Below are 24,743 nucleotides of genomic sequence, written 5' to 3'. Positions count from 1 at the left end.
CAAGATCCTCCTCGTCGGCCACCTACGAAACAGTGGAAGAGACCATCTGATGCACCTACGCACCGGATTCATCGCAGCGGCCACCCTCGGCACGGCCCTGATCACCATGACTGCCGCCACGGCTGCACCAGCCAATACCGTCCCGTGGTCCGCGCAGTACCACACGGCAAGCGCTTCAGGGCAGCGTTGGCTGGAGAGCGACGGCCCGCTCGCCTCCCCCAGCCTCATCGTGAACGGCACCCTGTCCAATGCCGGAGATGGGTGCTACTCGCTCTGGACCAAGTTCGTCTTCGACATCATCCCCGCTCCGGCCCACAAGCAGGCCGACGTATGCGGCCGGAAGGCAGTGGACGTTGCCATCCGGCAGGCATATCGGCTCACCACAACCGGTTACCTCGCGGTGTGCAAGGGCACCAAGGACACAACCTCGTGCTCGCCTTGGCAGACGATCACCTCATGGCCTATCGCTGCACCCAAGGCCGAAGAGACCCGGGGCAACTCCGTCTCCCCTTGACAGTCGAGTGCGACTGCCAAGAGCCTCCTTCGAGGTGCCCGGCAAAACGGATCCAGCACACACGAGGCCGGGAAACCCCGTGAACACGTGAGAACTGCGGAGGGGTGCTTTCCCAGGTCAGACACCCTGCAATCGACGTTTCCGCAGGTCACAGCCCTACCCCGGGAAAACTCCTAAAGCGGGTGTCGCAGGTTCGAATCCTGCCGGGGGCACAGTGCATTACCGCTCTGACCTGGGACTTCTTTCCCATGGAGGGGCTCCCTTCGGCCTCGGACGTTTCGTCCGGGGCCGTTTGCGTGAGCGGGCGGATCGCCAGGCACCACGAGCTCCGCAAGGTCTCTACGCCCCTCACACCCTGACTCCGGCCCTCCCGGGCACAGCGTGAAGTGGCCGCCAAGGATGACGGCAGCCGAGGCACCCACCCACGACGCACAAGACATGGCATACTTAAAGTATGGCAACCCGGAAGATCACCATCACCGTGCCGGAAGAGCTGGTGGAATCGATCAAGGAACGCGTCGATGCCCGCGGGGTGTCCAGTTACATTGCGGCCGCCGCAGCTCATCAGGACGCCATGGACCGACTGCGCGAGCTGGCTGAACGCCTGGAAGAAGAGCACGGCGCCGTGACGGACGACGAGCAGCAGGCAGCGCTGGACCGCATCGCAGCGATTGACGGCTGGCACGACGAGCAGCACTCGCATTCAGGCGAGGCTGCGTGAGCCACACCGCCCGAGCGAAACTGCACCGGCCACGACAGCGCGTCTTCGTGTTCGACTCCGAGGCACTCTCCAAGGCGGTTCACGGCGATCGAGAGATGGCCGCGCTGATCAAAACGGCTCCGCGGCTCGACATCCCGATCGTCACGTCGGCACTCACGACCTTGGAAGCATGGCACCCTCGCGAGACGTCGAGGCAGGCACTGTGGAACTGGACGCTGTCCCGGATCCGCGTCCTGCACACGGATGACCAGGTGATCGCCATGGCGCGCGACATGCTGAAGGCAGCTGGTCTGCACGGCCACAAGTACGCCATCGACGCCATTCTGGCGGCTGTGGCAGGGCGAGAAGCCGTGCAGGGAGCTGAGGCAACCGTCTTCACGTCCGACACCGAAGACATGGCTCAACTCCTCGCGGGACACCCCGTGCGAGTCGAGAAGGTCTGACGAAACGCTGCCCTCACCTCACTCCGACGACTCACCCGCTCCTCCGGCTGACCGCTGACCGTATGCCGATGGGACCCTCCGTTACGTCCGGTCAACCCGACTGCCGGGACGGAGAGGCCCACGCGCTCTCCACAAGCTGCGGGGACCGGAGGACATGGCCCGGAACCAGCAGTCGCCGGCCTCGCCGAGGGGCGTGGACAGTCGGCCGAGCCGCCGATACCCCTGCAGGCGGCTCCCCATTGTTGACGGAGACGATCAGACACGAATCGATCTGAGGCCAGAAGGCGCCACCGTCCCGTCGACCGCCCCGTCGCATCCCCTCGCAGCAGCATGACGCGTCCATGTTCATCCGGCATGGATGAGGCAGCGCCTTGCCCGGCAGGGTGGCACACGGCCATGTGACCGAACAGGCTCCTACCAACACCCTCTTCAAACAACAAGCGGCGAGCACGTCTTCTGAGATGGCGCCTAAAGCCCCGTCACAGGGTCAACGCCCCAACAACGTAGCTCCAACAACCGCTGAGAGGATTGCGCACTCCGGGTGCGCAGTTGCTCGGCATGGCCGCGCGCTTCTGGGCTCACTCTCCATTAGCCAGTTGCCGTAGCGCAGTTGAAGGGGGACTCCGCGCTCATGTCGTACCCGCCAACCGGTGGAGATCCGCTGCTCGGACGAGCGGAGATTGCCACGCTCGCAGGCGTAAGCCGACCGACCGTAACGGCCTGGGAAAATCAGGAGACCGGCTTCCCCTCGCCGCGGCGCTCCAACGGACAGGACTACTTCCGACGGTCGGAAATCATTGACTGGCTGGACCGGCGGCCGGTGCCGTCCGGGCGGCTCCTCGTAGGAGAGCCCGTCGGCACCACCTACGGAGACCGGGCCCGGAAGGGAGGAGAGGCCGGGAAGCCCCCGGCCGCCATGGCGAAGCACAGTCTCGGCGCCGGGTCGGCTTACCGCATGCCGGCCGGCGCTGTCGATGAACCGCGCCCCGAGAACCGGCGGATCGTAACCGATCTCATGGGCAGCCTCGTTGACCGGGTACGGGGGGCGGCCAGCGTGCTTGTGACCGGGCCGCGGCCACCGCGGCCCCGCCCCACTCGCTGCACTCGCTGCTGACGACGATGCGCCACTCATCAGGGTCCGGCTCGATCGCGAGGAAGTAGTACTCGCTGCCGTGCTCGTCCGAACCCCAGGAGATGAGGCCGCCGAGATCGGGGTGGAAGGGGTAGGGATACCGGTCCGGGTCACTGAGTCGCGCCCACGAGTGACATCAACGGCGCCGGACGCCAGCGCTCCCTCTGGCATGGCCAGCGTGGCAGGGTGTCTCCCCGATGGTGCCGAGGAGTGATCGAACTCTAAAGCGGGTGTCGCAGGTTCGAATCCTGCCGGGGGCACAGCGAGATGGGCCACTCGGGAGGGTTTTCCTCCCAGGCTGGCTCTTTCGACGTGTCCGGGGTCGCGCCACAAGCGTGCCACTAACCTCGGGCTTCACGAGTGGTGCCGTGCCCCACTTGATCAGAAACGCGGGAAGTGCCCCTGCCTTGCAGCGATACGACGTGTCGAGGGTCCTGACCGTTGCTCTCGAAGGCGCACTTCTCAGGTGAAGCGTACGGACCTGAACGCATGTCCGCGTCCAGGATGGCGGCCATGGGGCACGTCAGTCAGGCGGGTGGATGCTGCTGGCCAAAACAGTCCGCAAGACCGGCCTGGATCAGGCGATAATGATCACTAGCTGCCTGTGCGTATTGCTTGGGGAGGTCCTGTGAGTCTGAGTCCGCGCGAAGTGTTTCTCCGGCTTGTTCATGGGGTCGCCGGCGGGGATTTCGACGAGTTGCCTGACCTGTATGGCGAGGTCACCGATGTCCGCCATCCGATGGCGACGCCGGAGTCCGAGCCGTTGACGAGTCGGAGTGCGCTCCAGGAGCACTTCACGGTGCCGCCAGGAGCTCGGGAGTCCTTGCCGAAGAGGCGGGTCGTCGATGTCGTCGTCCACGAGACCGCCGATCCTGAAGTGATCGTCGCCGAGTTCGCCTATGAGTTCACGTTGCCGGACGACTCCACGGCCAAGGTGCCCTGCGTCTTCGTCATGCGTATCCGGGACGGTCAGATCATCGAGTCACGCGACTACATCGACCCGATCCGTACGTACACGGCACGCGGGGACCTTGACCGACTCCTCGCGTCGTTGCGGAAGGGTGTTTCCTGACGTCGACCGTTCACCAGGCGAGCTGTCCGAGGCCCCGGCGTGCACTCCGTGGACTTCACCGCCGGACACGCCGCGGCCAACCGCGCACTGGTGAAGGTCGGCGCCGACGGCGAGATCGACCTGTACAACGGGGGATCCGCCTCCGTCGACGTCTACGCCGACCTCCTCGGCGGCTACGCCGTCCACCCGGTGGTCTGATCCCCAGGAGCCACCGCATCCACAGGCGGTGGATCTTGCCGTCCACGTCACGTGGTGCCACGATCGGGAATCCGCGCTAGGGGGTTCGATGCTGCACGTCATCTCACTGGTCGCCGTGGCGGCTGTCGTGGTGCTCTACGCCGTGACGGGTGTCCTGGCCCTCACGACCGGCCGGGCCGTGCCGTGGCAGCGGGGGTACATCCTGCGGCCGCGGCTGTGGGGCTCCGGAGCCCTGCTGTTCGGCGCGGGGATGGGGCTGGCCCGTTACGGAAGCACGGTGCACGACCTCACCGCCGCCGACATCGTGTTCCCCTGCAGCCTGCTCATGCTGGTCTGCGGTGGAGTGATGCAGTACATCGGCCAGCGCGTCGGCCGCGTGCGCACGTAGAGGCTGCCGCTTCGAAAGTTTCGAAACGCTGCGGCGCCATTCCGCGGCGCCCTTCCACCCCCGCATCGGCCACACGATGCGGCTTGAACCATGGCGCCGCACGATCCGTGTCGGTCGAGATGTATTGACGCACCCGTTGGGCGGCCCTAGGGTGCCCGAAAAGTTCGCAGGCACAACGAAACTTTCGCCTGCTCCGGCTGCCGGCATCTCACCCGCACACGCGAAGGAGAACCCCCCGCATGCGTCTCTTAAATTGGCATGATCACTACAAACGCTTGCTGGTCGCGACGACCGGCGTGACCGTCACCGCGTCGCTCGCGCTCGTCGGTGTCGCGACCATGGCGACCAATGCCTCGGCGGCTGGTTCGCTGGGTGCGGCGGCCGCGCAGTCGGGCCGGTACTTCGGTACGGCCGTTGCCGCGTCCAAGCTCGGCAACTCGACGTACTCCACCGTTCTCGACCGCGAGTTCAACATGGTCACCGCGGAGAACGAGATGAAGTGGGACACCGTCGAACCGTCCCGGGGGTCGTTCAACTTCGGTCCGGGCGACCAGATCATGAGCCACACGCAGGCCCACGGCCAGCGGATGCGCGGTCACACCCTGGTCTGGCACTCGCAACTGCCCGGCTGGGTCAGCTCCATCGGTGACGCCGGGACCCTGCGCAGCGTCATGGACAACCACATCACCCAGACGATGTCCCACTACAAGGGCAAGATCTACGCCTGGGACGTGGTCAACGAGGCCTTCGCCGACGGCGGCAGCGGCGCGCACCGCTCGTCCGTGTTCCAGAACGTGCTCGGCGACGGCTTCATCGAGGAGGCGTTCCGCACCGCGCGGACCGCCGACCCCGCCGCCAAGCTCTGCTACAACGACTACAACATCGAGAACTGGAGCGACGCCAAGACCCAGGGCGTCTACCGCATGGTGCGCGACTTCAAGTCCCGGGGCGTGCCCATCGACTGCGTCGGCTTCCAGAGCCACTTCAGCTCCAGCGGACCGCCGGCCAGTTTCCAGACCACGCTGTCGAACTTCGCGGCGCTCGGCGTCGACGTGCAGATCACCGAACTCGACATCGCCCAGGCCCCGGCCACGGCTTACGCGAACACCGTCCAGGCCTGTCTGAACGTCGCCCGCTGCACCGGCATCACCGTCTGGGGCATCCGGGACAGCGACTCCTGGCGCACCGGCGAGAACCCCCTGCTGTTCGACAACAACGGCAACAGCAAGGCGGCGTACTCCTCGGTGCTCAGCACCCTGAACGCCGCTTCCCCGACGACGCCCCCCACGACGCCGCCGACCACCCCGCCGCCCGGGACCGGCACCGGCGCGATCAAGGGCGTCGGCTCCGGACGGTGCCTGGACGATCCCAACTCCACCACCACCGACGGCACACAGCTGCAACTGTGGGACTGCTCCGGCGGCAGCAACCAGCAGTGGACCTACACCTCCGCGGGCGAGTTCAGGATCCTGGGCGACAAGTGCCTGGACGCGGGGGGAACCGGCAACGGCGCCAAGGCGCAGATCTACACGTGCTGGGGCGGTGACAACCAGAAGTGGCGGATCAACTCCGACGGCTCCATCACCGGAGTCCAGTCCGGACTGTGCCTGGACGCGGTCGGCGCGGGCACCGGCAACGGCACGAAGATCCAGCTGTACGCGTGCGCGAACGGGGGCAACCAGAAATGGACGTTCGGCGGCGCCACCGCTAGGACGTCTTCCTGACCTGACCCGCCCTGACCGACCTGGCCTGCCCTGGCCTGGCCGGTCTCCGAGCCCCCGCGCCCGGACCGCAGGGCGCAAGCGGCCCGCCGACAAGCCGGCGGGCCGCTCCTGCCCCGGCGACCGGGCGCCGCTGTCAGTGAGCGGCGGTGTGGAAGGCCATGCCCGTCGTGACACCCTCGGGGGTGGCGACAGCCAGGAGGTCCGAGGCGACGGAGGCGATCGGAGTCTCGACGCAGAGGCCGCCGGAGCCGCCGATCGCGAGACCGCCGGAGACGTTGTCCAGGTCGGCGTCGGAGATTTCGGTCGTCGCGACCTGGGGGACGAAGTTCATTACGCGCGGTTCCCTTCGAATGAGCACTCTGAACGGCAGCGTTCGCCCGCTCGGCTTCCGGCGCCAGTACCGGAATTCGTTCTCGGGCGAGTCGGCGCCACGCCAAGGATCAAATCAGGCCGACCTTGCGGCGGCCAGTCGACCGGGTCCCGGACGGGACGCGGACCGGAATGCGTCTTCACCGGTGTGACCGGGCAATGACCGAAGACACCGACTTCTTCACATGTGCTGCTGAGAGGATGCAGACATGGTGATTGCCGCCGGCGTCCGAAACGGCCGCCCGCGTCGAATTCATCGATTCACGACTTGTTCATGACGGATATTCAGGTTCACCGTGACCTGACGGTGAACCGTGTGAGGGTTTATCGAATTTTCGGCGTGCCGGCGGGTGTGCAGGGCCCGCCGGCACGACAGCCGAGGGCGACGGCGTCGCACGCGCCGTACGGCGTGGCGCCGGAGGGGTCAGAGGGCGTCGACGCCGCTCACCTTCCAGCCGTCGGAGGTGCGGGTGAGCGTCATGCGGACCCGGTTCAGGTCCAGCCGGGGCTGCGGGACCTGGGTGCTCCGGGTGACCTGGTCGACGAAGAGCAGGACGACGGCCCGGTCCGGTGCGGCCGACACGACGGAGGCCGCCGGGGCGCCGCCGTCGGCGGGTGTGGCCACGGTCGCCTTCACCACGCCGTGGTACCTCGTCGCGGTCGGCGCGACCACCGCCTTGGTGGTCTTGCCGTACTGGTCGCGGAAGTGCCCGGTCAGCAGGGCGCGGGCCCGGGAGAAGTCCCGGTCCAGGTGCCGGTAGTCGTACGAGAGCACGACCGGCGCCGCCTTCCGCGCGGCCGCGAGGGCCTCACCGCGGGCCTGCTCCGCCTGCCGCCCCTGCCGGTACTGCCACCCGAGTACGGCGGCCGCGACCAGGGCCGCGACGAGGACGACGCCCAGCACGGCGGTGAGCACGCGCCGCCCGGCCGTGTGCTGGGGCGCACCGTCCTCCCGCTCCCCCTCGAACGACTCGAAAGACTCAGGCGCCTCGGGCGACTCGGGCGACTCGGGCTCCGGCGGGTCCTCCCAGCCGTTCGCCGGGGGCTCGACGAGCAGGGTGCGCCCGGAGGGCGTCTGCTCCTCCTGGCGGCCACCGCGCTCGGGGCGTGCGGACCGCCCGGTGCGCTTGGCTGCCGCGCGGGCGGCGGCGGTCATCGTGCGGCGGGCCGGTGAGCCGGTGCCGCGGGTACGGGCGGTCTGATGCGCCACGGTGTCTCTCCTCATCGATGGACTCACGGGTGGGTCAGCCCACGAACGCGACGTCGGACGTCAGCCAGCGGCCGGACACGCGCGCGAGGTCGAGCTGGAGCCGGTAGGTGCGCGCCTGGCCCTGGGGCGCGGCGGTGTTGGTCACCTTGCTGTCGGCGACGACCAGGACCCGGGCCGTGCGCGCGTCGGACCGCACGATGCCCGCTTCCAGGACCTGCCCCTCGGACACCGACTTGTTCTGCGCGACCAGCTTCGTCAGGTGCGCGGTCTGCGCGGCGAACTCCTTCTTGAACTCGCCGGTGGCGCCCTTCAGCACGTTGCCGCTGTCCCGGTCGTAGTGCCGGTAGTCGAGCGACGTGAAGTTCAGCGCCGACTGGCGGGCCGCCGCCAGGATGTCCTGGCGGCGCTGTTCCGCCGCGCGCTGGTCGGACAGCTTCAGGCCCAGCCAGACACAGGGCACGGTCGTCAGCACCGTCGCGGCGGCGAGCCCCGCCGACAGCAGCCTCATGCGTGCGCCTCTCCCGCCATCGGTCCCACGAGCAGCCATTGCCACGACTCCTTTCCGAACACGGTCTGTTCTCCGCCCGTCGAGCCGATCTCGACGGGCGTTCCGTCCGGGCCGGTCGCGGTGCCGGTCTCCGGGTCGTACGGGGCCACGAACGCGGCCCGGTCGGCGCCCTGCCGGCCGGTCGTCGCGCCGGGCGCGTTCTGCGCTCCGCGCACCGAGGTCCTGCCGCCGCGCGGTGCCGTGCAGCGGGCGTCGGTGTTCGCCGGGCGCGTGCGGGTGTCGGCGGGGTCGCGTCGCTGGGTGCCGTAGCCCTGGGTGCACGCGGGAGGGTCGTCCGCGTTCACGGTCATCCCGAAGTGGGTGGTGCCGTCGCCGGGGATGACCGTGTAGCTGCCCGCGACCGTGAGCGGGAGCGTGACCAGGGCTTGTTCGACGCCGGGCAGCCGGGCCACGGTGATCTGGCCGCCGCTGACGAGGTTGGCCAGCAGGACCGGCACGTGCGGCCGCGTGGACTTCAGCAGGGAGTCGAGCTCCTGCGCGGCGGGTGCCGTGTTGCCGATCAGCCGGCGCAGGTCGCCGTCGCTCGACTTCAACTGCGCGGTGAGGGTGGCGAGGTCGCGGGAGAACGACTTGATGGCCGAGCCCTTGTCGGCCTGTGTCTTGAGCACCTTCCGGGAGTCCTCGATCAGCGAGACCGTCTGGGGGAGCGACTCGGACGCCGACTCCACCAGCGCGTCGCCGGAGTCCACCAGCCGGCTCAGGTTCGGCCCGGTGCCGGCGAACGCCTTGCCCAGTTCGTCGACGGTGACCCGGAGGTCGTCCTTGCCGACCGAGTCGACCAGCCGGTCGAGGCTGAGGACCAGGTCGGTGACCGGCAGCGGGGTCCGGGTGCGGCTGCGCGGGATCGGGGTGCCGTCCTCGAGGTACGGGCCGCCCGACCGCCGTGGCTGGAGGTCGACGTACTGCTCGCCCACCGCCGAGCGGTCGGCGACCACCGCGAGCGTGTCGGCCGGGATCCGCGGGGCGCCGTCCTCGATCCTGAGCGCCACCGAGATCCCGGACCCGGTAAGCCGCAGGTCGCCGACGCGGCCCACGGGCACTCCCCGGTAGGTGACCTCGGCGCCGGAGAAGATGCCCCCGGACTCGGCGAAGTCGGCGCGCACGGTGTACCCGCGGTGCAGGACGTCGTCCACCAGGCCCGTGTACCGGGCGCCGACGTACGACACCCCGAGGGCGGTGACGGTCGCGAAGGCGAGCAGCTGGGCCTTGACCGTACGGGTGATCACGGCAGCATCCCCTTCAGCATCAGCTCGGCGAGGCCGGTGTCGGTGCCCGGCGGGAGGCGGCGCGAGCCGCTCCCGGTGCCGTAGGCGGCGGTGCACACCGGCGGGCACAGCAGGGAGCTGCCGCTGGAGGGCGTCGGCGGCGCGGAGGGTACGGACGGGGTGGACGGCAGGGGCGGGGTGGACGGCAGGGGCGGAGCGGACGGCAGGGACGGCAAGGACGGAAGGGGGGCGGGAGTGGGGACGCCGGGAAGACGCGGTGTCCCGGGGCCCGGGGACTTCCCGCCCTTGCCGGGCTTGCCGGTGACGTTGCCGTAGAGGTCCGCCAGGTCGAGGTCGGCGGTGATCTTCAGGTTGACGTAGTCGCCCTTGACGGCGTCCGTCGCGTTGCGCGGGAACGGGTACGTGGTGAGGATCTCCAGGGAGTCGGGCAGGTCGTCGCCCGCCTTGTTCAGCTCCTGGAGGACGGGCCGGAGCTTCTTCAGGTCGGCGACGGTGTCGGCGCGGGAGGCGTTCACCACCCTGGTGCCGGTCCTGCCGAGTCCGGAGAGGGCGGTGAGCATCTTCGTCAGGTCCCTGCGCTGGTCGGCGAGGACCTTCAGGGCGGGCGGCATGGTGTCGACGGCCAGGGCGATCGTGTTCTTCTCCTTCCTCAGCCGCTCGGCGAGCCGGTCGACGCCCTTCAGCGCGCGCACGATCTCCGCCCGCTGGTCGTCGAGGCCGCCGAGGAACGTGTCGAGCTGTTTCAGCAGGGACCTGACCCGGTCCTCGCGGCCGCCGAGGGCCTTGTTCAGCTCGACGGTGATCGTCTTCAGCTGGGCCACCCCGCCGCCGTTGAGCAGCGCCGACAGCGCCGACAGCACCTCCTCGACCTCCGGGTTGCGGCCGCTGCGGGACAGCGGGATGCGGTCGCCGTCGCGGAGCCGTCCGACGGGCCGCGTGCCGGCCGGCGGGGACAGGGCGACGTACTTCTCGCCGAGCATGCTGGTCTGCCGCAGATCGGCGACCGCGTTGCCGGGCAGCTTCACCGAGTCGGCGATCCTGAGCCGCACGCGGGCGTGCCAGCCGTCCAGTTCCACCTTCTCCACCGCGCCGACGGTGACGTCGTCGACCTTGACCGCCGACTGCGGCACCAGGTCGAGGACGTCCCGGAAGTCGACGGTGACGTGGTAGGCGTGGCCGTCCGAGGCGGCGCCGCCGGGGAGCGGGACGTCGTACCAGCCGTTGAACTCGCAGCCGGTCAGCAGCAGCGAGCCGACCACCGTCCAGGCGGCCGTCCGCATCTTGCGCCGCGCGCTCACGCCGGTGCCCCCAGGATGCCGCCGAGGGTCTTGTCGACCGTGCCCGTCGACGCGGGCGCCGACGGGATGTCGGGGAGGGAGCCGAGGAGCTTCTTCAGGCCGGCGCAGTCGTCGTGGTCCTCGCCGGTCGTCTTCAGGATCGAGCAGAGAAGGGATGACGGATCCTGCGGGGTCTGCGCGTTGTCGCGGGTGTCGAGGGTGCCGGCGACGGGGTCGTAGGCGTTCTGCAGGTTCGACAGGCCCGTGGGGGCGACGGTCAACAGCTCCTCCAGGGCTCTGCGTTGGGTGACGAGGACCTCGGTGACCTTGGCCAGGCCCCGCACGTCCGAGGTCAGCGCCTTCTTGTTGCCCTTCACGAAGCCGGACACGTCGCCGAGTGCGGCGGCCAGGTACTTCAGCGCGGCGGCGAGATCCTTGCGCTCCCCGGCGAGCTGCCCGGCCACGTCGGCGAGGTCGGTGTCGAACGACCGCACACTGGTGTCGTCCGCCGCCAGCGCGGCCGTGAACACCTGGAGGTTCCGCACGGTTCCGAACAGGTCGCCGCGCCCGTCGGACAGCGTGGTGACCGCGTGGGACAGGTCCTCCACGGTCTGGTTGAGGTCCTTGCCCTGCCCCCGGAGGTTGTCCGCGCTCACCCCGAGCAGCCGGGACAGCGAGCCCTTCTTGTTGGCGCCGTTCGGGCCGAGCGCGTCGGCGGTGGTGTGCAGGCTGTCGAAGATCCGGTCCAGCTCGACGGGGACGGCCGTACGGGACTCGGGGATGACGTCTCCGTCCCGCAGCACGGCGCCCTTGCGGTAGACCGGCAGCAGTTGCACGTAACGGTCGCTGACGACGGAGGAGTTGACGATGGCGGCCTGTGCGCCGGCGGGGACCTTGCGGCCCCGGTCGTACTCCAGCTCCACCCGTACCCGGCCGCCCTCCGGCGTGATCTTCCTGACCTCGCCGATGCGGACCCCGAGGACGCGGACGTCGGAGCCGGGGTAGATGCCGACGGTGCGCGGGAAGTACGCCGTGACGCGGACGGGGCCGGGGCCCGGCCAGAGGACGACGGCGAGGCCGACGGTGATCGCGAGCGCGGTGAACAGGGCCAGGAGTCTGCGGGTCATCGGGTGCCTCCCGTCCGGGGGGTGACCGGGGCGGCGACCAGGTTCTGGATGTAGGAGTCGAACCAGCGGCCGTTGCCGAGGGTGTTGGTGAAGAGCCGTACGTAGGGGGCGAGCAGCCGGACGCTGCGGTCGAGGCTCGCCTGGTTGCGTTCGAGCATCGTCACGAAGGTGTCGAGGTTCTTCAGCGCGGGCCCGATCTCCTTGCTGTTGTCGTCGACCAGGCCGGACAGCTCGACGCCGAGCAGCGCGGAGGTCTTGAGCAGTCTGTGGATCGCCGCGCGCCGCTTGGCGATCTCCTTGAACAGGGCGTCGCCGTCCTTCACCAGCGCGGAGAAGTCCTTCGTGTGACCGGCCAGCACCTTGGTGACCCCGTTCGCGTGGTCGAGGAGCCCGCGCAGCGCCTTGTCGCGGGCGGCGACGGTCCGGGAGATCCGGGACAGCCCCTTGATCGACGCCCGCACCTCGCCGGGAGAGTCCTGGAAGGTGACGGAGATCGTGTCCAGTGCCTTCGCGAGCCGGCCCGTGTCGACCTCCTCGGTGGTGGTCGTCAGGTCGCTGAAGGCCTGGACGACGTCGTACGCCGACACGGTCCGCCGGAGCGGGATCTCGCTGCCCGGCTTCAGCCGGCCGGGCCCCTTCGGGTACAGGGCCAGGTACTTCGCGCCGAGGATCGTCTTGACCCGGATCGCCGCACCCGTGTCGGTGCCGAACGCCGGGCGGTCCTTCACCTTGAAGGTCACCTCGACGTGGTCGCCGTCCAGGTCGACGCCCTCGACCTTGCCGACCTTGACCCCGGCGATCCGTACCTCGTCGCCCGGCTTGAGCCCGCCGGCCTCGGAGAAGGCCGCGCTGTAGGTGTCGCCGCCGCCGATCAGCGGCAGGCTGTCGGCGTTGAAGGCGGCGACGGTGAGCAGCGCGAGGACGGTGAGGCCGACGGCGCCGACGACGACCGGGTTCCTCCCCCGGCTACCGCCGGGAGGTGCCCCCCTGCGGAAGGGCTTCGGGCGTGGCCGCCCGATCCGGATCCCGGGCAGCTTCGGCGGCAGGACCCGGACCCTCACCAGCGGCTCGGGGCGGGGTGCGCGCCGGGGCAGCAGCCGGGGAGGTTTCGGCAGCTTCGGGGGCAGGACGCGGACCTTCACGAGGGGCTCGGGGCGGCGGGTGTCGCGCCGCCTGACGCGCATGCTCATCCGCCGCACCTCGCCCGCGCCACGTGCAGCTCCGGGTTGATCACCTGCTTGGTCTTCGGCAGCACGATCCGGCCGTCGAAGTCGCAGAGGTAGAAGTTGAACCACGAGCCGTACGAGGCGGTCCCCGTCAGCTTCTCGAGCTTGTTCGGCAGCCGCTTCAGGACGCCCTCCACGGTGTTCTCGTTCCTGTTCAGCGTTCCGGTGAGAGCGCCGAGCCCGGCGATGTCGTCCTTCAGCGGTGGACGCGCGTCCTTCAGCAGCCCCGCGGTGACGTCCGTGAGGTCGCCGATGCTCACCAGCGACGCCCCGATGGGCTTGCGGTCGGCGGACAGCCCCGAGATCACCCGGCGCAGCTGTGTGAGCAGCCCGGAGAAGCGGGAGCCGCGCTCGTCGAGCGTCTGCAGGACGGTGTTGAGGTTGTCGATCACCGACCCGATCAGCTTGTCCCGGTCGGCGAGGGTGCTGGTGAGCGAGGCCGTGTGCGCGAGCAGGCTGTTCACCGTGCCGCCCTCGCCCTGGAGGGTCTGGACGATCTCGGTGGCGAGCTGGTTGACGTCGCTCGGGCTGAGCGCGGCGAACAGCGGCTTGAAGCCGTTCAGCAGGGCGTTGAGGTCCAGCGCCGGCTGGGTGCGGGACAGCGGGATGGTGCCGCCCGGCCGCAGCCGGGCGGTGGCGTCGCCGGTGCCCTCGGTGAGCGCGATGTACCGCTGCCCGACCAGGTTGCGGTAGCGGACGACCGCGTGGGTCCCGGCGAGCAGCGGCCGGTCCGTGCTGACGGTGAACGTGACCTCCGCCAGGGTCCGGTCCTTGATCCGGATGCCCTCGACCTCTCCCACCCGCACTCCGGCCACCCGGATGTCGTCGCCGGTCTCCAGCCCGGTGACGTCGGTGAAGACCGCGTGGTACGTGTCCTCGGGGGTGAAGGAGATGTTGACGATGGTGGCGGCGAGCAGTGCCGTCGCCGCGATCGTGACCAGCGCGAAGAGGCTGAACTTGACCAGCGGGGCGGCGGTCTGCCGGGCTCCTGACCCGCTCATGCGACACTCACCGCCGTCCCGCGCGCGAGGGGTCCGAACAGCAGGGTCGCCACGGGCGGCACCCGGTCCGCGGGGACGCCCAGGACGGGGGCCACGAGCGAGCCGACGGCCAGCTGCTCGGCCCGGGTGGCGGACACGCCGGGGTTTCCGGGCTGTGCGCCGCCGGAGCCTGCGGCCGACGTTCCGTCGTGGAGATGCGGCTTCGTCCCGGGCACCTGCGGATGCGGCAGGCCGCGGCAGTTCGGGCCGGACCGCTCGCCGTACACCGGCTCCTCACCGGGCCGGTACGCCCCCTGCGGCCGGACAGCCTCGAGGGTGATCCGCATCTCGCCGCCCCGGAACGCGTCCTCGGACGCCTTCTCCTGCCGGACCAGGCCCTGGAACAGGCACGGGTACTCCGGGGAGTAGCGGGCGAACAGCTCCAGCGTGGGGCGGGAGACCCGGCCCAGGGTGATCAGCCGGTCGCCGTTCTCGGACAGGAAGTCGTTCGCCGTGCCCGCCACGGTGGCGGTCGCGCGCAGAGCCGATGCCAACTGGTCCTTCTTCTCGGTGATCGTCCGGCTGGTGGTGACCGTGTTGCGCAGGATCCGCATCAGGTCGGGCGCGGCGTCGCCGTACACCTCGGCGACGTCCGCGAACCGCGTGATGTCCTCCTTGAGGGAGGGCATGTGCGGGTCGACGCGGCGCAGATAGCCCTCGACCCGGGTGAGGTTGCCGCCGATCCGGTCGCCGCGGCCCTCCAGGGCGGTGGCGAACGCCGAGAGGGTGGCGTTGAGTTCGCCCGGCCGGACCGTGCGCAGCAGCGGCAGCAGGTCGTTCATCAGCTGCTGCACCTCGATGCCGACCTCGGTGCGGTCCTGGGTGATGACGTCGCCCGCGCGGATGGGCCGGGCCGGCGGGTGCGCGGGGCCGGCGGGAGCGACCAGGTCGACGTACTTCTCGCCGAACAGCGTCTTGGGCAGCAGTCGCGCGTGCACGTCCGAGGGGATGGACGACACGTACCGCGGCTCGAGCGCGATGTCGAGGGTCGCCTTCGTGCCGTCGGCGTGGACCGCGCGCACCTCGCCGACCAGCAGCCCGCGCAGCTTGACGTCGGCGCGCGGGTCGAGCTGGTTGCCGAGGGTGTCGGCCTCCAGGGTGATGGGCACGACGGAGGTGAACGCCTGCTGGTAGACGGCCACCGCGAGCGACAGCAGCAGCGCGAGTACGGCGAGGAACGCGATGCCGTACAGCCTGAGTCCGGTCCTGTGTGTGCGCACCGCGGTCACCCCGCTATCCGTACGGTCGTGTTGGCGCCCCAGATCGCGAGGCTCAGGAAGAAGTCCAGGATGTTGATGGCGACGATGGAGGTCCGTACCGCCCGGCCCACCGCGACGCCGACACCGGCCGGGCCGCCGCTCGCGTGGTAGCCGTAGTAGCAGTGCACCAGGATGATCAGCACGGCGAAGACGATCACCTTGCCGAAGGACCAGAGGACGTCGACGGGCGGCAGGTACTGGTGGAAGTAGTGGTCGTAGGTGCCGGTGGACTGCCCGTAGTAGCCGGTGGTGATGGTGCGGGCGGCCAGGTACGAGGACAGCAGCCCGATCACGTACAGCGGGATCACCGCGACGAAGCCGGCGATCATCCGCGTCGTCACCAGGAACGGCAGCGACGGGACGCCCATCACCTCCAGCGCGTCGGTCTCCTCGCTGATCCGCATCGCACCGAGCTGGGCGGTGAACCCGGCGCCGACCGTCGCGGACAGGGCGAGTCCGGCCACCAGCGGGGCGATCTCCCGGGTGTTGAAGTACGCCGACAGGAACGCCACGAAGTTGGAGGTGCCGAGCTGGTTGAGGGCCGCGTAGCCCTGGAGGCCGACCTCGGTGCCGGTGAAGAAGGACAGGAACGCGATCACGCCGACCGTGCCACCGACGACGGCGAGCGCGCCGCGCCCGAAGCTCACCTCGGCGAGCAGCCGAAGGGTCTCCTTCTTGTAGCGGCGCAGGGTGCGGCCCGTCCAGGCCAGGGAGCGCCCGTAGAAGGACAGTTGCGCGCCCAGCTCTTCGAGCGAGCGCAGGGGGCGGTCGAGGAGTTCTCTCGGTCTCATCGGCTAACCCCTCTGCGGGACGACCTGGAAGTACACGGCGGTCATCACGAAGTTGGTCACGAACAGCAACATGAAGGTGATCACCACGGACTGGTTGACGGCGTCGCCCACGCCCTTCGGGCCGCCCTGCGCCGTCAGTCCCTTGTACGAGGCGACGATCGCCGCGATGGCCCCGAACACCAGCGCCTTGATCTCCGCCGCCCACAGGTCGGACAGCTGCGCGAGGGTGGTGAAGGACGCCAGGTAGGCGCCGGGCGTGCCGTGCTGGAGGACGACGTTGAAGAAGTAGCCGCCCGCGACACCGACCACCGAGACGAGGCCGTTGAGCAGGACGGCCACGACCATCGACGCCAGCACCCGCGGTACGACGAGCCGGTGGATCGGGTCGATGCCGAGCACCTGCATCGCGTCGATCTCGTCCCGGATCTTGCGTGCCCCGAGGTCCGCGCAGATCGCCGTGCCGCCCGCGCCCGCGATCAGCAGCGCGGTGACGATCGGCGAGGCCTCCCGCAGCACGGCGAGCACGGACGCGGCACCGGAGAAGGACTGCGCGCCCAACTGCCGGGTCAGGCTGCCGATCTGCAGGGCGATGACCGCCCCGAAGGGGATCGAGACCAGAGCCGTCGGCAGGATCGTGACGCTCGCGACGAACCACGCCTGCTGGATGAACTCCCGGGCCTGGAAGGGCCGTCGGGGCAGGGACCGGACGACGTCCAGTGCCATCGCGAAGAGGTTGCCCGAGTGCCGGAGCGCACCCGTCGGGGAGAGCCTCATGGGCTCGTCACCCCCGTCCCGTGCAGCTCCGCCTCGCGTCTCGCGATCGCCTCCCAGCGGGGCGGGCGGGTGATGCCGGGGCCGGGGAGCAGGCGGGGAGCCGGGGCGGTCGCCGGACCGTCCTCGTCGATCTGGGCCAGCTCCTGCTCGACCTGGGCCGCGTCCTTCTCCTCCGCCATGCCGATCGGCCCCTGCATCCGGCCGTTGAGGAACTGCCGTACGACGGGCTCGTCACTGGCCAGCAGCTCCTCGCGGGGCCCGAACATGACCAGCTCGCGCCGGAACAGCAGCCCGATGTTGTCCGGGACCTGGCGGGCCGAGGCGATGTCGTGGGTGACGATCAGGAAGGTCGCGTCGATCTGCGCGTTGAGGTCGACGATGAGCTGGTTGAGGTAGGCCACGCGGACCGGGTCCAGGCCCGAGTCCGGCTCGTCGAACAGGATGATCTCCGGGTCGAGGACCAGGGCACGGGCGAGCCCGGCCCGCTTGCGCATGCCGCCGGAGATCTCGCCCGGCAGCTTCCCCTCGGCGCCGAGCAGCCCGACCATGTCCATCTTCTCGAGGACGATCCGCCTGATCTCGCTCTCGGACTTGCGGGTGTGCTCGCGCAGCGGGAAGGCGATGTTGTCGTAGAGGTTCATCGAGCCGAACAGCGCGCCGTCCTGGAACAGCACGCCGAACAGCTTCCGCACCTCGTACAGGTCGCGCTCGCGGAGCCTGGTGATGTCCCGGCCCTGGATCGTGATGGAGCCCCGGTCCGGTTTCAGCAGCCCCACGAGCGTCTTGAGGAACACCGACTTGCCCGTCCCCGAGGGGCCGAGCATCACCGAGACCTCCCCGGCGGGCAGGGTCAGCGAGACGTCCTGCCAGATGACCTGGTGGCCGAAGGACTTGGTCAGCCCTTCCACACAGATCTCGACACCCATCCGGTCACACCCTTCGCCCGTGGAGCGGCTCCGACATCCGCTCTACGGGGAGGGAAGGGGCGTCCGTCGCGGCGGTCGGTGATTTTTTTACGGCCGCGTGTACGGGGCGCTACGGCAGCGTCGGCGACGGCGTGCGCGAAGGCGTCCCCGGGGCGGGGACGGAGAGCGGGGCGGCCGGTACGGCCGAGACCGGGGGAAGCGACGGGAGCGACGGGACGGCCGACTTCGCCGGCAGGTCCGGCACGGCGGCCGTCAGGCCCGGCACCTCGGGCACCTGGGGAACCCGCGGCACCGACAGTTTCGGGAGCGCCGACGCGGACACGTCCGGCACGGACGGCACCTTCGGCATCCCCGGCACCTTCGGCACCTCGGACACCGACAGCAGGGACGTTTCTCCGGTGGGTGAGGGCGTACGGCCCCAGGCCCCCGGCGCCGAGGGCGAGGTGGCGGGCGTCCCGGAGGCGCGCCCCCGGCCCGCGGCCTCGCCGCCCAGGACCTGCGCGTGGCCGGACACGGCCGGCCGCGGCGCCGGACCGTTCCCGTGTCCGCCCCCGTCGAGCGCGTACGGCAGCACGAACCCCGCCACCACCAGGGTCGCCGCCGTCGAGGTGACCGCGACCGCCTGGACATGGCCGCCGCCGCGCAGCCGCCCGCGCCCGACCAGGAAGAGCACCAGCCCGAGCGTCCCGGCCAGCGAGGCGCGCAGCGTCCGCCGGGCCCGGGCGAGCAGCGACTCGACGGTCCGGTAGCTGAGCCCCATCCGCACCGCGACCTGGCTCACGTCCAGGTCCTCGGACCTCAGCCGGAGCGCCTCCGCCTGCCGGGCGGGCAGCTCACCGCTGCGCAGGGCGAGCCACTTCGCCTCGGCCCGGTCGCACACCGCCTCCTCGACGGGTACCGGGCCCGGCGCGACGAGTGTGGGGCGACGGCCCACCTCGGCCTCGCGGTTGACCTGCCGGTGGCGGTCGACGCACAGCCGCATCGTCACCGTCGTCAGCCAGGCGCCGAGCCGCTCGTCGTCGAGGTCCGGGCGCTCCGCGGCCCGCAGCATCGCCTCGTGGACGGCGTCCTCGGCGTCCTCCTGGCTCATGGATCGCCGCCGGGCCACCTTGAGCAGTTGCTCGCGATGGCTCCACATGCGCTGCCAACGCTCGTCGGCGGCCGCCGTGTCCGCAGGCATGTCCGTCGCCATGAGGGCCCCTTCGCACCACCCGCCGGTCCCGTACTTCCGACCGTGGCGACATTACCGCCGAGTAGTGGCGGTTGTGGAGGGGGCGGCGCCCATCATGTCCTAGCCGTTACCGGTGGTCAGCTGCCCCGCGCCGGGCAGGACACCGCCGCCGGGCAGCGTGAGGGTCGGTACGGGGACCGGAACCAGCGGCGTCCCGGACTCCTTCGGGACACCGGCCGTGGGGGACGGGCCGGGAGCGGGTGGGGCGGGCGGCGTCGACGGCGTGCGCGAAGGACCGGGGGCCGGCCTCCGGTCGTCCGACGGCTTCGACGGCGAGGGCCTCGGCCTCTTCGGGCGGGACGGCTCCGGCCGGTCCGGCCGGGATCCGCCGGACGCGTCCGGCACCACGCGGTGCCCGGTCAGGTAGTACGCGTACCACGCCTTGACGATGCGCAGATAGGCGTCCGAGTGGTTGTAGCCCAGGATCGCCCGGTCCAGGTCGGCGGGGTTCGACAGGTCCCGGCCGCCCGCGCACAGGTAGCGGCCGGCGGCGAGCGCCGCGTCGTAGACGTTGTCCGGGTCCCTCCGTCCGTCGCCGTTGCCGTCCGCTCCCCAGCGGGCCCAGGTGGACGGGATGAACTGCATCGGGCCGACCGCGCGGTCGTACACCGCGTCGCCGTCGTACGCGCCGCCGTCGGTGTCCGCCACGGCGGCGAAGGCGCCGCCCGTCAGCCGCGGGCCGAGGATGGGCGTCACGGTCGTACCGTCCCGGGTCACCCGGCCGCCCCGTGCCTGCCCGGACTCCACCTGGCCGATCGCGGCCAGCAGTTGCCAGCGCAGCCGGCAGCCCGGCGCGCTGCCCGCAAGCTCCGCCTCGGCGCGCCGGTACGCGGCGAACACGGTCGCGGGCAGGGCACCGCCGCCCGTCGCCTGCTGTGCCGGGCCCTCCTTCGGTGTCCGCAGCGGGGGCAGACCGGTGCGGTACGGGGTGTCCCCCGACACGCTCGGGCCGTGTTCGGCCGGTGCCGTCCTCCGCGCGGGCTGCGCGGCCGCGGCCGAGACCGCTCGCGGCGCCTGCGACGCGGTCAGCACGGCCATCGCCGCCGCCGCGATCGCCGTACCCCTGGCACCCCTCAGTGCTCCCTTGAGTGCACGCGCTGTCACTGTGCAGCCCCCTCCGTGGATCGATCCGTCGTCCGCTCTACGCGGGCGGAGGGCTGGTCCGTCGCACGGAACCGGCGGAATCGGGCGGGCGCCGCTCGGGCAGCGGGGCACGGATGCGCGTCGGGCACCGTCACCCGCCCGGGAGAACCAGTCCTGCCTGCCAGGCCGCGAAGGACAGCTGGTCCACCGAGAGTTCGACGATGCGGGTCATGGCGCGTGCACCGTGGCCGACGCCCGACTCGACGCGCAGGAGGGTCAAAGCCCTCTGAGGATCCGGTCGAACGTGACGCTCTGCCGGATCCGGGCGGCCGACGCCTCGGCCGGCCCCTCGAGTCTCTTGGCGAAGACGCGCTGGCCGGTGTCGGTGGTGCCGATCCGGTTGTCGTTGCGGCCGGGCGGCTTTCTCACGTCCGGCTGCCCGGCCAGGGACCCGAACCCGGTGCGGGTCAGAAGGTCGTGCCGTTCGGTGCACGCGTCGAGGGTGTCCGTGGCTCCGTCCCTCACGGCTCCGTCCCTCACGGCTCTGTCCCTCACGGCTTCGTGCCTCCGGCGATCGAGCGGCTGATCGAGCGAGCCGCTTCCGCCGGTCGGTCAGCGGCGGCGTAGATCCGGCTCGCCAGTACCGGTGGGCCTTTGCGCAGCCGCACCAGCACCGGTTCTTCGAGGTCGATGACGAGGTTGGTCGCACTGCCGACCGTGCAGGCCACCGCGCCGTCCTCGTCCGGGACCCTGCGCAGTCCGTGGCCGTGGGTGGAACCGTGCGCGACGCGTGCGGTCCCGATCGCCTCGGCCGGAATCGTCAAGGCACGGAACGGTCCTGTGCGCACGCGCAGATGCCTGCCGTCACAAGAGCTGTCATGCGGCCAGTCGTGGAGGCCTGGCCGCCGCCCCGCACATCGACCTGTCGTCGCACGGCGCCCGGCGTCAAGCCCGGCTCGCCGCAGCGGCGGTGCCGGGAGCGGCGAGGAGGCCTTCGCGGGAGTCAGCCGTGACGCCGCAGCCGCACTGCCAGGGCCGGGCACTGGCTGACGAGGCGGCGGGCGTCGTGCTCCTGCCAGGGGGCGACCGGGACGGTGGTGGACGTCGGGTAGCCGTGCGGGCCGAGACGGATCAGGTCGGGGGCCAGCACCGCGCACAGACCGTGGCCGGTGCAGCGGGACCAGTCCACCTCCAGCCGGGCGCCCTGGGCGGGCGGGAGGGGCAGTACCCCGCGGGCGGGACGGCCGCAGCCCGGGCCGGTCAGATGGATCTCCACGTCCTCGGCGAAGACGTCCAGCGCGGTGAGCAGGAAGCGGGCCGTGCCGTCCGGGTGCGAGCAGGCGCCGCCGGCCTGTGCCGCGCCGAGCGCGGACCGGGCGTCCTCCAGCACCGTGGGCTCGGCGGCTGCGGCGGCCAGCAGGGCCAGGGCCTCGGCCGCGTGGGGCAGGCCGCGCTTGCAGGGGCCGCACTGGCCGGCGGACTCGGCCGCCAGCCAGGCCGCGACCTGCGCGATCTCGCCGAGCGGGCAGGTGTCGTCGGGGAGCGTGACGATCGCGCCCGCGCCGAGGGTGGCGCCGAGGCCGGCGAGACCGGCGCGGGAGAGGAGCGCGTCGACGGCGTCCTGCGGGCGCAGCCAGGCGCCGTGGTAGCCGCCCACCAGCACTCCGGCGCCCGGCTGGAGTCCGCAGGCGTCCAGGACCGGGCCCAGCCGGGTGCCGGCCGGGACCTCGACCACCAGCGGTCCGGCAGCCGGCCGGTTGACGGTGAGCAGGGTCGTCCCGGGCTCGTCGGCGGTTCCGACGGCGGCGTAGGCGTCGGGACCGAGCCGGGCCGCGATGGCGAGCTGGGCCCAGGTCTCGGCGTTGGAGAGCAGCGTCGGACGGCGCCGCACCCCGCCCTCTGCGCCGTCGGCCGCGCGGGCCTTCAGCGGTGCCGGTGCCACCGGCAGGCCGTTGATGCCGCGGATCAGGGCTCCTGACTCGCCGGAGACGAAGCGTTCGGGCACGCACACGGTCCGGGCCGGGCAGGGGAGTTCGCGCTCGGCGAGCGCGGCCGGGACCGACAGCTCGCCGGGGCTGCCCGCGGCGACGCCGACCACGATCTCCTCGGCGCCGAACGCGGCGGCGGCCAGGGCGGCTCCGTCGAGCACCAGGTGCGGGGAGCGGGCGAGCAGCATCTTGTCCTTGGCGCTGGCGGGCTCGCCCTCCGCGCCGTTCACCACGATGACCGGCGGCGCGCCGGTACGGTCGGCCGTGGCGAGCGCGGCCCGGGCCTTGCGGGCGAACGGGAAGCCCGCGCCGCCGCGGCCGGACAGTCCGGCGGCTTCGGCCAGGGCGAGCAGACCGTCCCGGTCGGACCGGGGGAGCGGCGGGTGGACATCGGTGTGCGCGGCGAGGTCCAGGCGCTGGTGGTGGTCCAGGCCGGCGGTCAGCCGGGCGGAGTCCAGCCGGCGCACCTCGGGCAGGGTCAGCGGGGCGCCCTTCACTCGCCGCTCCCGGGCCGGGCCAGGTGGAGCGGCGCGGGCACGGCTCTCGCGGCGTGCCTGGGCCGGGTGATCGGGCCGCCGCCGGGCTGTCCGGGCAGACCGGCACGCGGAGCGGGCCGGTGGGCCGCCGTCCCGGGTGCCGCGGGCCGGGCGGCCCGGGCGATCGGCCCGCCGCCGGTGACGGGCCGGGCGGACCGCGTGGACAGGGCGGCCAGCGCGGCCGGGTGGACGGCGGCGGGCCGGTACGCCTTGGCGCCGCGCCGTCGCCGGCTCAGGTTTTGGTGGCGGCCCAGGCAGGACAGGGCGCGCACCAGCAGGGCGAGCGCCACCAGGGCGGCGAACAGGCCGTAGCCCCAGAGCACCCACGGGCGCGCCTCGCGCCCGGCGGTCAGCCCGTGTGCCAGGGAGATCGGCCAGCAGACGTACGCCGTCGCGTGCAGCGCCCGCCACAGCCAGGGGCGGCGGCTGCCGGCGAACCGGCCGCGGAGCACGCCGGTGGCCGTGACCAGGACGAGCAGGTCGGCGGCGATGGTGCCGAGGCTCACCGCGAGGGCGGCGCCGCCGGTGAAGGGGGCCACGGCGGTCTGCGGAGCGGCGTGCCGCTCGACGACCTTGACGGTGATGTGGGTGGCCAGGAAGCCGAGTGCCGCGACGGCGCTCGCCCGGTGGACCGACTGCACGGCCACCCGCAGCCGGGGTGTCAGCACGAGCCGGTCGGTGGCGGCGAGCCCGCATGCCACCACGGCGGTCAGCGAGAGCAGGGTGAAGACGCCGGCGAAGCAGTCCAGGAATGCCATGAGCCGGCCGGCCACTCCGGCCGACGCGGCTCCGATCGCTGGATCGGCGAGCGGGACGACGCTGGACATGGGGCACCTTCTTCCTTCTGCTCGGGTCACGCGGCCGGGCCGTGGCGGGCCGGATCGGGACTCGGCGCCCACGTCGGCGTACGGCGCCGCCGGGGAGCGTGGCACCGGCGGCGCTGCACAGCAGGGGTCATCGTTAGCCCGGACCCCGGCCCGGTGACAACCGCCTCGATACGGCCCGCGGCCGTAGAGGGGCCCGGTACCGGCGCCGGATTCTCGGGCGAGGCCGGGCTTTGCCGTCTACGGCCGCGCGTAGTAGGCGCGGGTGACGGCGTGACCGGACTCACCTGCACAGGAGCCGGGGCGAGTGGCGGGATCCCGGACGAGGCGACCGCCTGACGATCCGGGCCGGTCCGGCGTGACCGGCTGTGCCGGTGTACCGCGGCCGGCGCCCCTTCTGTACGGATTCGCCCTGGCGCACAACGGAGTTGGAGGACAGCGTCGGCGTGCGGCGCCCCGGCGGAGGGTGTTTGCCGTCGACGCGAGCGGCAACGCGAAGTCCATGAGACAGTCCAACAGCGGCACGAACCAAGAGTCCGGATCCAAGCAGAGCGCGGCCGCCAAGGCCCGGCGGGCCACCGCGAAGGCGACTGCTCCCGCGTCGCAGGCGGCGGACAAGGCGGCCGACAAGGCGGCCGAGAAGTCCGGCGACGCGGCGTCAGCAGTGTCGGGCGTGGCCGGGCGCGCGGCCGGGGCGGGCAGCGCGGTCGTACAGAGCGCGGCCCAGGGCGTCCAGGTCGGCCGCAAGGCCGTCGTCGCGGCCTCGGGGCAGGCCGCGGTCCTCGCCAAGACGGCGTGGACGCTGATCGCCCATCGAAAGCTCGTCGCCGCCGGCGTCGGTGCGGGCTTGTCGGCGTTGAGTGCCACGTCCTACCTGGCGGGTCGCCGTGCGGGTCGCCGCACGCTCGGTCCGATCACCCGTCTGACCGGCGGGCGGATCTGAGGCGGGAGGCGAGCCCCGTCGCCCGTAGCGGGGCCACCGGCCGCTGTCACGACTCCGGTGAGAACGCGGCCGGTGCCTGCCCCGGCATGTGAACCACCGCACGTGCGAGTCTCCGCGCTCGCGCGAAGGTACGACATCTACTTCCCGAACCGG

27 protein-coding genes are annotated in these 24,743 nt (G+C 71.5%); 8 read left to right on the top strand and 19 right to left on the bottom strand.

Annotation, left to right across the window (positions count from 1 at the left end; genetic code table 11):
- Positions 1 to 49 precede the first annotated feature (49 nt).
- The 7 genes from AQJ66_RS09080 (at position 50) to AQJ66_RS09055 (ending at position 6,192) form a co-directional block, all read left to right on the top strand.
- Positions 50 to 514 (top strand): hypothetical protein, encoded by a 465-nt coding sequence (locus AQJ66_RS09080; RefSeq protein WP_061918934.1) that lies wholly within the window; start codon positions 50 to 52, stop codon positions 512 to 514.
- Between the two features lie 454 nt (positions 515 to 968).
- Positions 969 to 1,235 carry a ribbon-helix-helix domain-containing protein gene (locus AQJ66_RS09075; protein WP_061918932.1) on the top strand — a complete coding sequence of 89 codons (267 nt, stop codon included), beginning with the start codon at positions 969 to 971 and terminating at the stop codon, positions 1,233 to 1,235.
- Positions 1,232 to 1,678, top strand: coding sequence for a hypothetical protein (locus AQJ66_RS09070; protein ID WP_061918930.1), 447 nt, complete (start codon positions 1,232 to 1,234; stop codon positions 1,676 to 1,678). Before AQJ66_RS09075 ends, AQJ66_RS09070 begins: the two co-directional genes overlap by 4 nt.
- A gap of 1,760 nt (positions 1,679 to 3,438) precedes the next feature.
- On the top strand, positions 3,439 to 3,882 hold the full coding sequence (locus tag AQJ66_RS09065) for a nuclear transport factor 2 family protein (protein WP_244162782.1): 444 nt from the start codon (positions 3,439 to 3,441) through the stop codon (positions 3,880 to 3,882).
- Between the two features lie 39 nt (positions 3,883 to 3,921).
- Complete coding sequence (locus AQJ66_RS38790) at positions 3,922 to 4,080, top strand: hypothetical protein (protein WP_159052547.1); 159 nt, start codon at positions 3,922 to 3,924, stop codon at positions 4,078 to 4,080.
- 88 nt (positions 4,081 to 4,168) lie between these two features.
- Positions 4,169 to 4,468 carry a hypothetical protein gene (locus tag AQJ66_RS09060; RefSeq protein WP_061918928.1) on the top strand — a complete coding sequence of 100 codons (300 nt, stop codon included), beginning with the start codon at positions 4,169 to 4,171 and terminating at the stop codon, positions 4,466 to 4,468.
- A gap of 239 nt (positions 4,469 to 4,707) precedes the next feature.
- Positions 4,708 to 6,192 carry an endo-1,4-beta-xylanase gene (locus AQJ66_RS09055; RefSeq protein ID WP_061918926.1) on the top strand — a complete coding sequence of 495 codons (1,485 nt, stop codon included), beginning with the start codon at positions 4,708 to 4,710 and terminating at the stop codon, positions 6,190 to 6,192.
- A gap of 133 nt (positions 6,193 to 6,325) precedes the next feature.
- Here the strand turns inward: AQJ66_RS09055 and AQJ66_RS09050 are convergent, their stop codons facing one another.
- The 19 genes from AQJ66_RS09050 to AQJ66_RS08965 form a co-directional block, all read right to left on the bottom strand.
- On the bottom strand, positions 6,326 to 6,523 hold the full coding sequence (locus AQJ66_RS09050) for a hypothetical protein (protein WP_061918924.1): 198 nt from the start codon (positions 6,521 to 6,523) through the stop codon (positions 6,326 to 6,328).
- A gap of 462 nt (positions 6,524 to 6,985) precedes the next feature.
- Positions 6,986 to 7,771: a hypothetical protein gene (locus AQJ66_RS09045; protein WP_244162781.1), complete on the bottom strand. Its 786-nt coding sequence runs from the start codon at positions 7,769 to 7,771 to the stop codon at positions 6,986 to 6,988.
- Between the two features lie 34 nt (positions 7,772 to 7,805).
- Positions 7,806 to 8,279: a hypothetical protein gene (locus AQJ66_RS09040; protein WP_244162780.1), complete on the bottom strand. Its 474-nt coding sequence runs from the start codon at positions 8,277 to 8,279 to the stop codon at positions 7,806 to 7,808.
- Positions 8,276 to 9,565, bottom strand: coding sequence for an MCE family protein (locus AQJ66_RS09035; RefSeq protein ID WP_061918917.1), 1,290 nt, complete (start codon positions 9,563 to 9,565; stop codon positions 8,276 to 8,278). Before AQJ66_RS09035 ends, AQJ66_RS09040 begins: the two co-directional genes overlap by 4 nt.
- Positions 9,562 to 10,845, bottom strand: coding sequence for an MCE family protein (locus tag AQJ66_RS09030; RefSeq protein WP_061919381.1), 1,284 nt, complete (start codon positions 10,843 to 10,845; stop codon positions 9,562 to 9,564). Before AQJ66_RS09030 ends, AQJ66_RS09035 begins: the two co-directional genes overlap by 4 nt.
- A 14-nt stretch (positions 10,846 to 10,859) precedes the next feature.
- A complete protein-coding gene (locus AQJ66_RS09025) occupies positions 10,860 to 11,969 on the bottom strand; it encodes an MCE family protein (RefSeq protein WP_208611315.1) in 1,110 nt (369 codons plus the stop codon).
- The gene (locus AQJ66_RS09020) at positions 11,966 to 13,159 is read right to left on the bottom strand and encodes an MCE family protein (protein ID WP_244162778.1); all 1,194 of its coding nucleotides are present in this window, start codon (positions 13,157 to 13,159) and stop codon (positions 11,966 to 11,968) included. The genes AQJ66_RS09025 and AQJ66_RS09020 overlap by 4 nt, the downstream gene beginning before the upstream one ends.
- A complete protein-coding gene (locus tag AQJ66_RS09015) occupies positions 13,156 to 14,196 on the bottom strand; it encodes an MCE family protein (protein WP_061918915.1) in 1,041 nt (346 codons plus the stop codon). Before AQJ66_RS09015 ends, AQJ66_RS09020 begins: the two co-directional genes overlap by 4 nt.
- On the bottom strand, positions 14,193 to 15,455 hold the full coding sequence (locus AQJ66_RS09010) for an MCE family protein (RefSeq protein WP_061919377.1): 1,263 nt from the start codon (positions 15,453 to 15,455) through the stop codon (positions 14,193 to 14,195). Before AQJ66_RS09010 ends, AQJ66_RS09015 begins: the two co-directional genes overlap by 4 nt.
- Before the next feature lie 5 nt (positions 15,456 to 15,460).
- Complete coding sequence (locus AQJ66_RS09005) at positions 15,461 to 16,285, bottom strand: MlaE family ABC transporter permease (protein WP_061918913.1); 825 nt, start codon at positions 16,283 to 16,285, stop codon at positions 15,461 to 15,463.
- A 3-nt stretch (positions 16,286 to 16,288) separates the two neighbouring features.
- Positions 16,289 to 17,059 (bottom strand): MlaE family ABC transporter permease, encoded by a 771-nt coding sequence (locus AQJ66_RS09000; protein WP_061918911.1) that lies wholly within the window; start codon positions 17,057 to 17,059, stop codon positions 16,289 to 16,291.
- On the bottom strand, positions 17,056 to 17,985 hold the full coding sequence (locus AQJ66_RS08995) for an ABC transporter ATP-binding protein (protein ID WP_061918909.1): 930 nt from the start codon (positions 17,983 to 17,985) through the stop codon (positions 17,056 to 17,058). The genes AQJ66_RS09000 and AQJ66_RS08995 overlap by 4 nt, the downstream gene beginning before the upstream one ends.
- Positions 17,986 to 18,094: 109 nt before the next feature.
- The gene (locus tag AQJ66_RS08990; protein WP_061918907.1) at positions 18,095 to 19,177 is read right to left on the bottom strand and encodes an RNA polymerase sigma factor; all 1,083 of its coding nucleotides are present in this window, start codon (positions 19,175 to 19,177) and stop codon (positions 18,095 to 18,097) included.
- A 99-nt stretch (positions 19,178 to 19,276) separates the two neighbouring features.
- On the bottom strand, positions 19,277 to 20,320 hold the full coding sequence (locus tag AQJ66_RS08985) for a lytic transglycosylase domain-containing protein (protein WP_341849408.1): 1,044 nt from the start codon (positions 20,318 to 20,320) through the stop codon (positions 19,277 to 19,279).
- A gap of 130 nt (positions 20,321 to 20,450) precedes the next feature.
- Positions 20,451 to 20,579 carry a hypothetical protein gene (locus tag AQJ66_RS40610; RefSeq protein ID WP_279617314.1) on the bottom strand — a complete coding sequence of 43 codons (129 nt, stop codon included), beginning with the start codon at positions 20,577 to 20,579 and terminating at the stop codon, positions 20,451 to 20,453.
- A complete protein-coding gene (locus AQJ66_RS08980) occupies positions 20,576 to 20,824 on the bottom strand; it encodes a hypothetical protein (RefSeq protein ID WP_061918903.1) in 249 nt (82 codons plus the stop codon). Before AQJ66_RS08980 ends, AQJ66_RS40610 begins: the two co-directional genes overlap by 4 nt.
- Positions 20,825 to 20,850: 26 nt before the next feature.
- On the bottom strand, positions 20,851 to 21,123 hold the full coding sequence (locus AQJ66_RS08975; RefSeq protein WP_061918901.1) for a hypothetical protein: 273 nt from the start codon (positions 21,121 to 21,123) through the stop codon (positions 20,851 to 20,853).
- Between the two features lie 179 nt (positions 21,124 to 21,302).
- Entirely contained in the window at positions 21,303 to 22,784 is a 1,482-nt protein-coding gene (locus AQJ66_RS08970; RefSeq protein WP_208611314.1) for an NADH-ubiquinone oxidoreductase-F iron-sulfur binding region domain-containing protein, read from the bottom strand.
- Positions 22,781 to 23,650, bottom strand: a complete 870-nt coding sequence (locus AQJ66_RS08965) for a hypothetical protein (protein WP_061918899.1) — start codon at positions 23,648 to 23,650, stop codon at positions 22,781 to 22,783. Before AQJ66_RS08965 ends, AQJ66_RS08970 begins: the two co-directional genes overlap by 4 nt.
- Before the next feature lie 499 nt (positions 23,651 to 24,149).
- Here AQJ66_RS08965 and AQJ66_RS08960 point away from each other — a divergent pair, with 499 nt between their 5' ends.
- Positions 24,150 to 24,590 carry a hypothetical protein gene (locus AQJ66_RS08960; RefSeq protein ID WP_167359153.1) on the top strand — a complete coding sequence of 147 codons (441 nt, stop codon included), beginning with the start codon at positions 24,150 to 24,152 and terminating at the stop codon, positions 24,588 to 24,590.
- Positions 24,591 to 24,743 lie beyond the last annotated feature (153 nt).

It is taken from the genome of Streptomyces bungoensis (assembly GCF_001514215.1).
Lineage (GTDB): Bacteria > Actinomycetota > Actinomycetes > Streptomycetales > Streptomycetaceae > Streptomyces > Streptomyces bungoensis.
The sequence above is the reverse complement of the archived record's forward strand: the minus strand, read 5'-3'. Positions and strand labels throughout refer to the sequence as shown.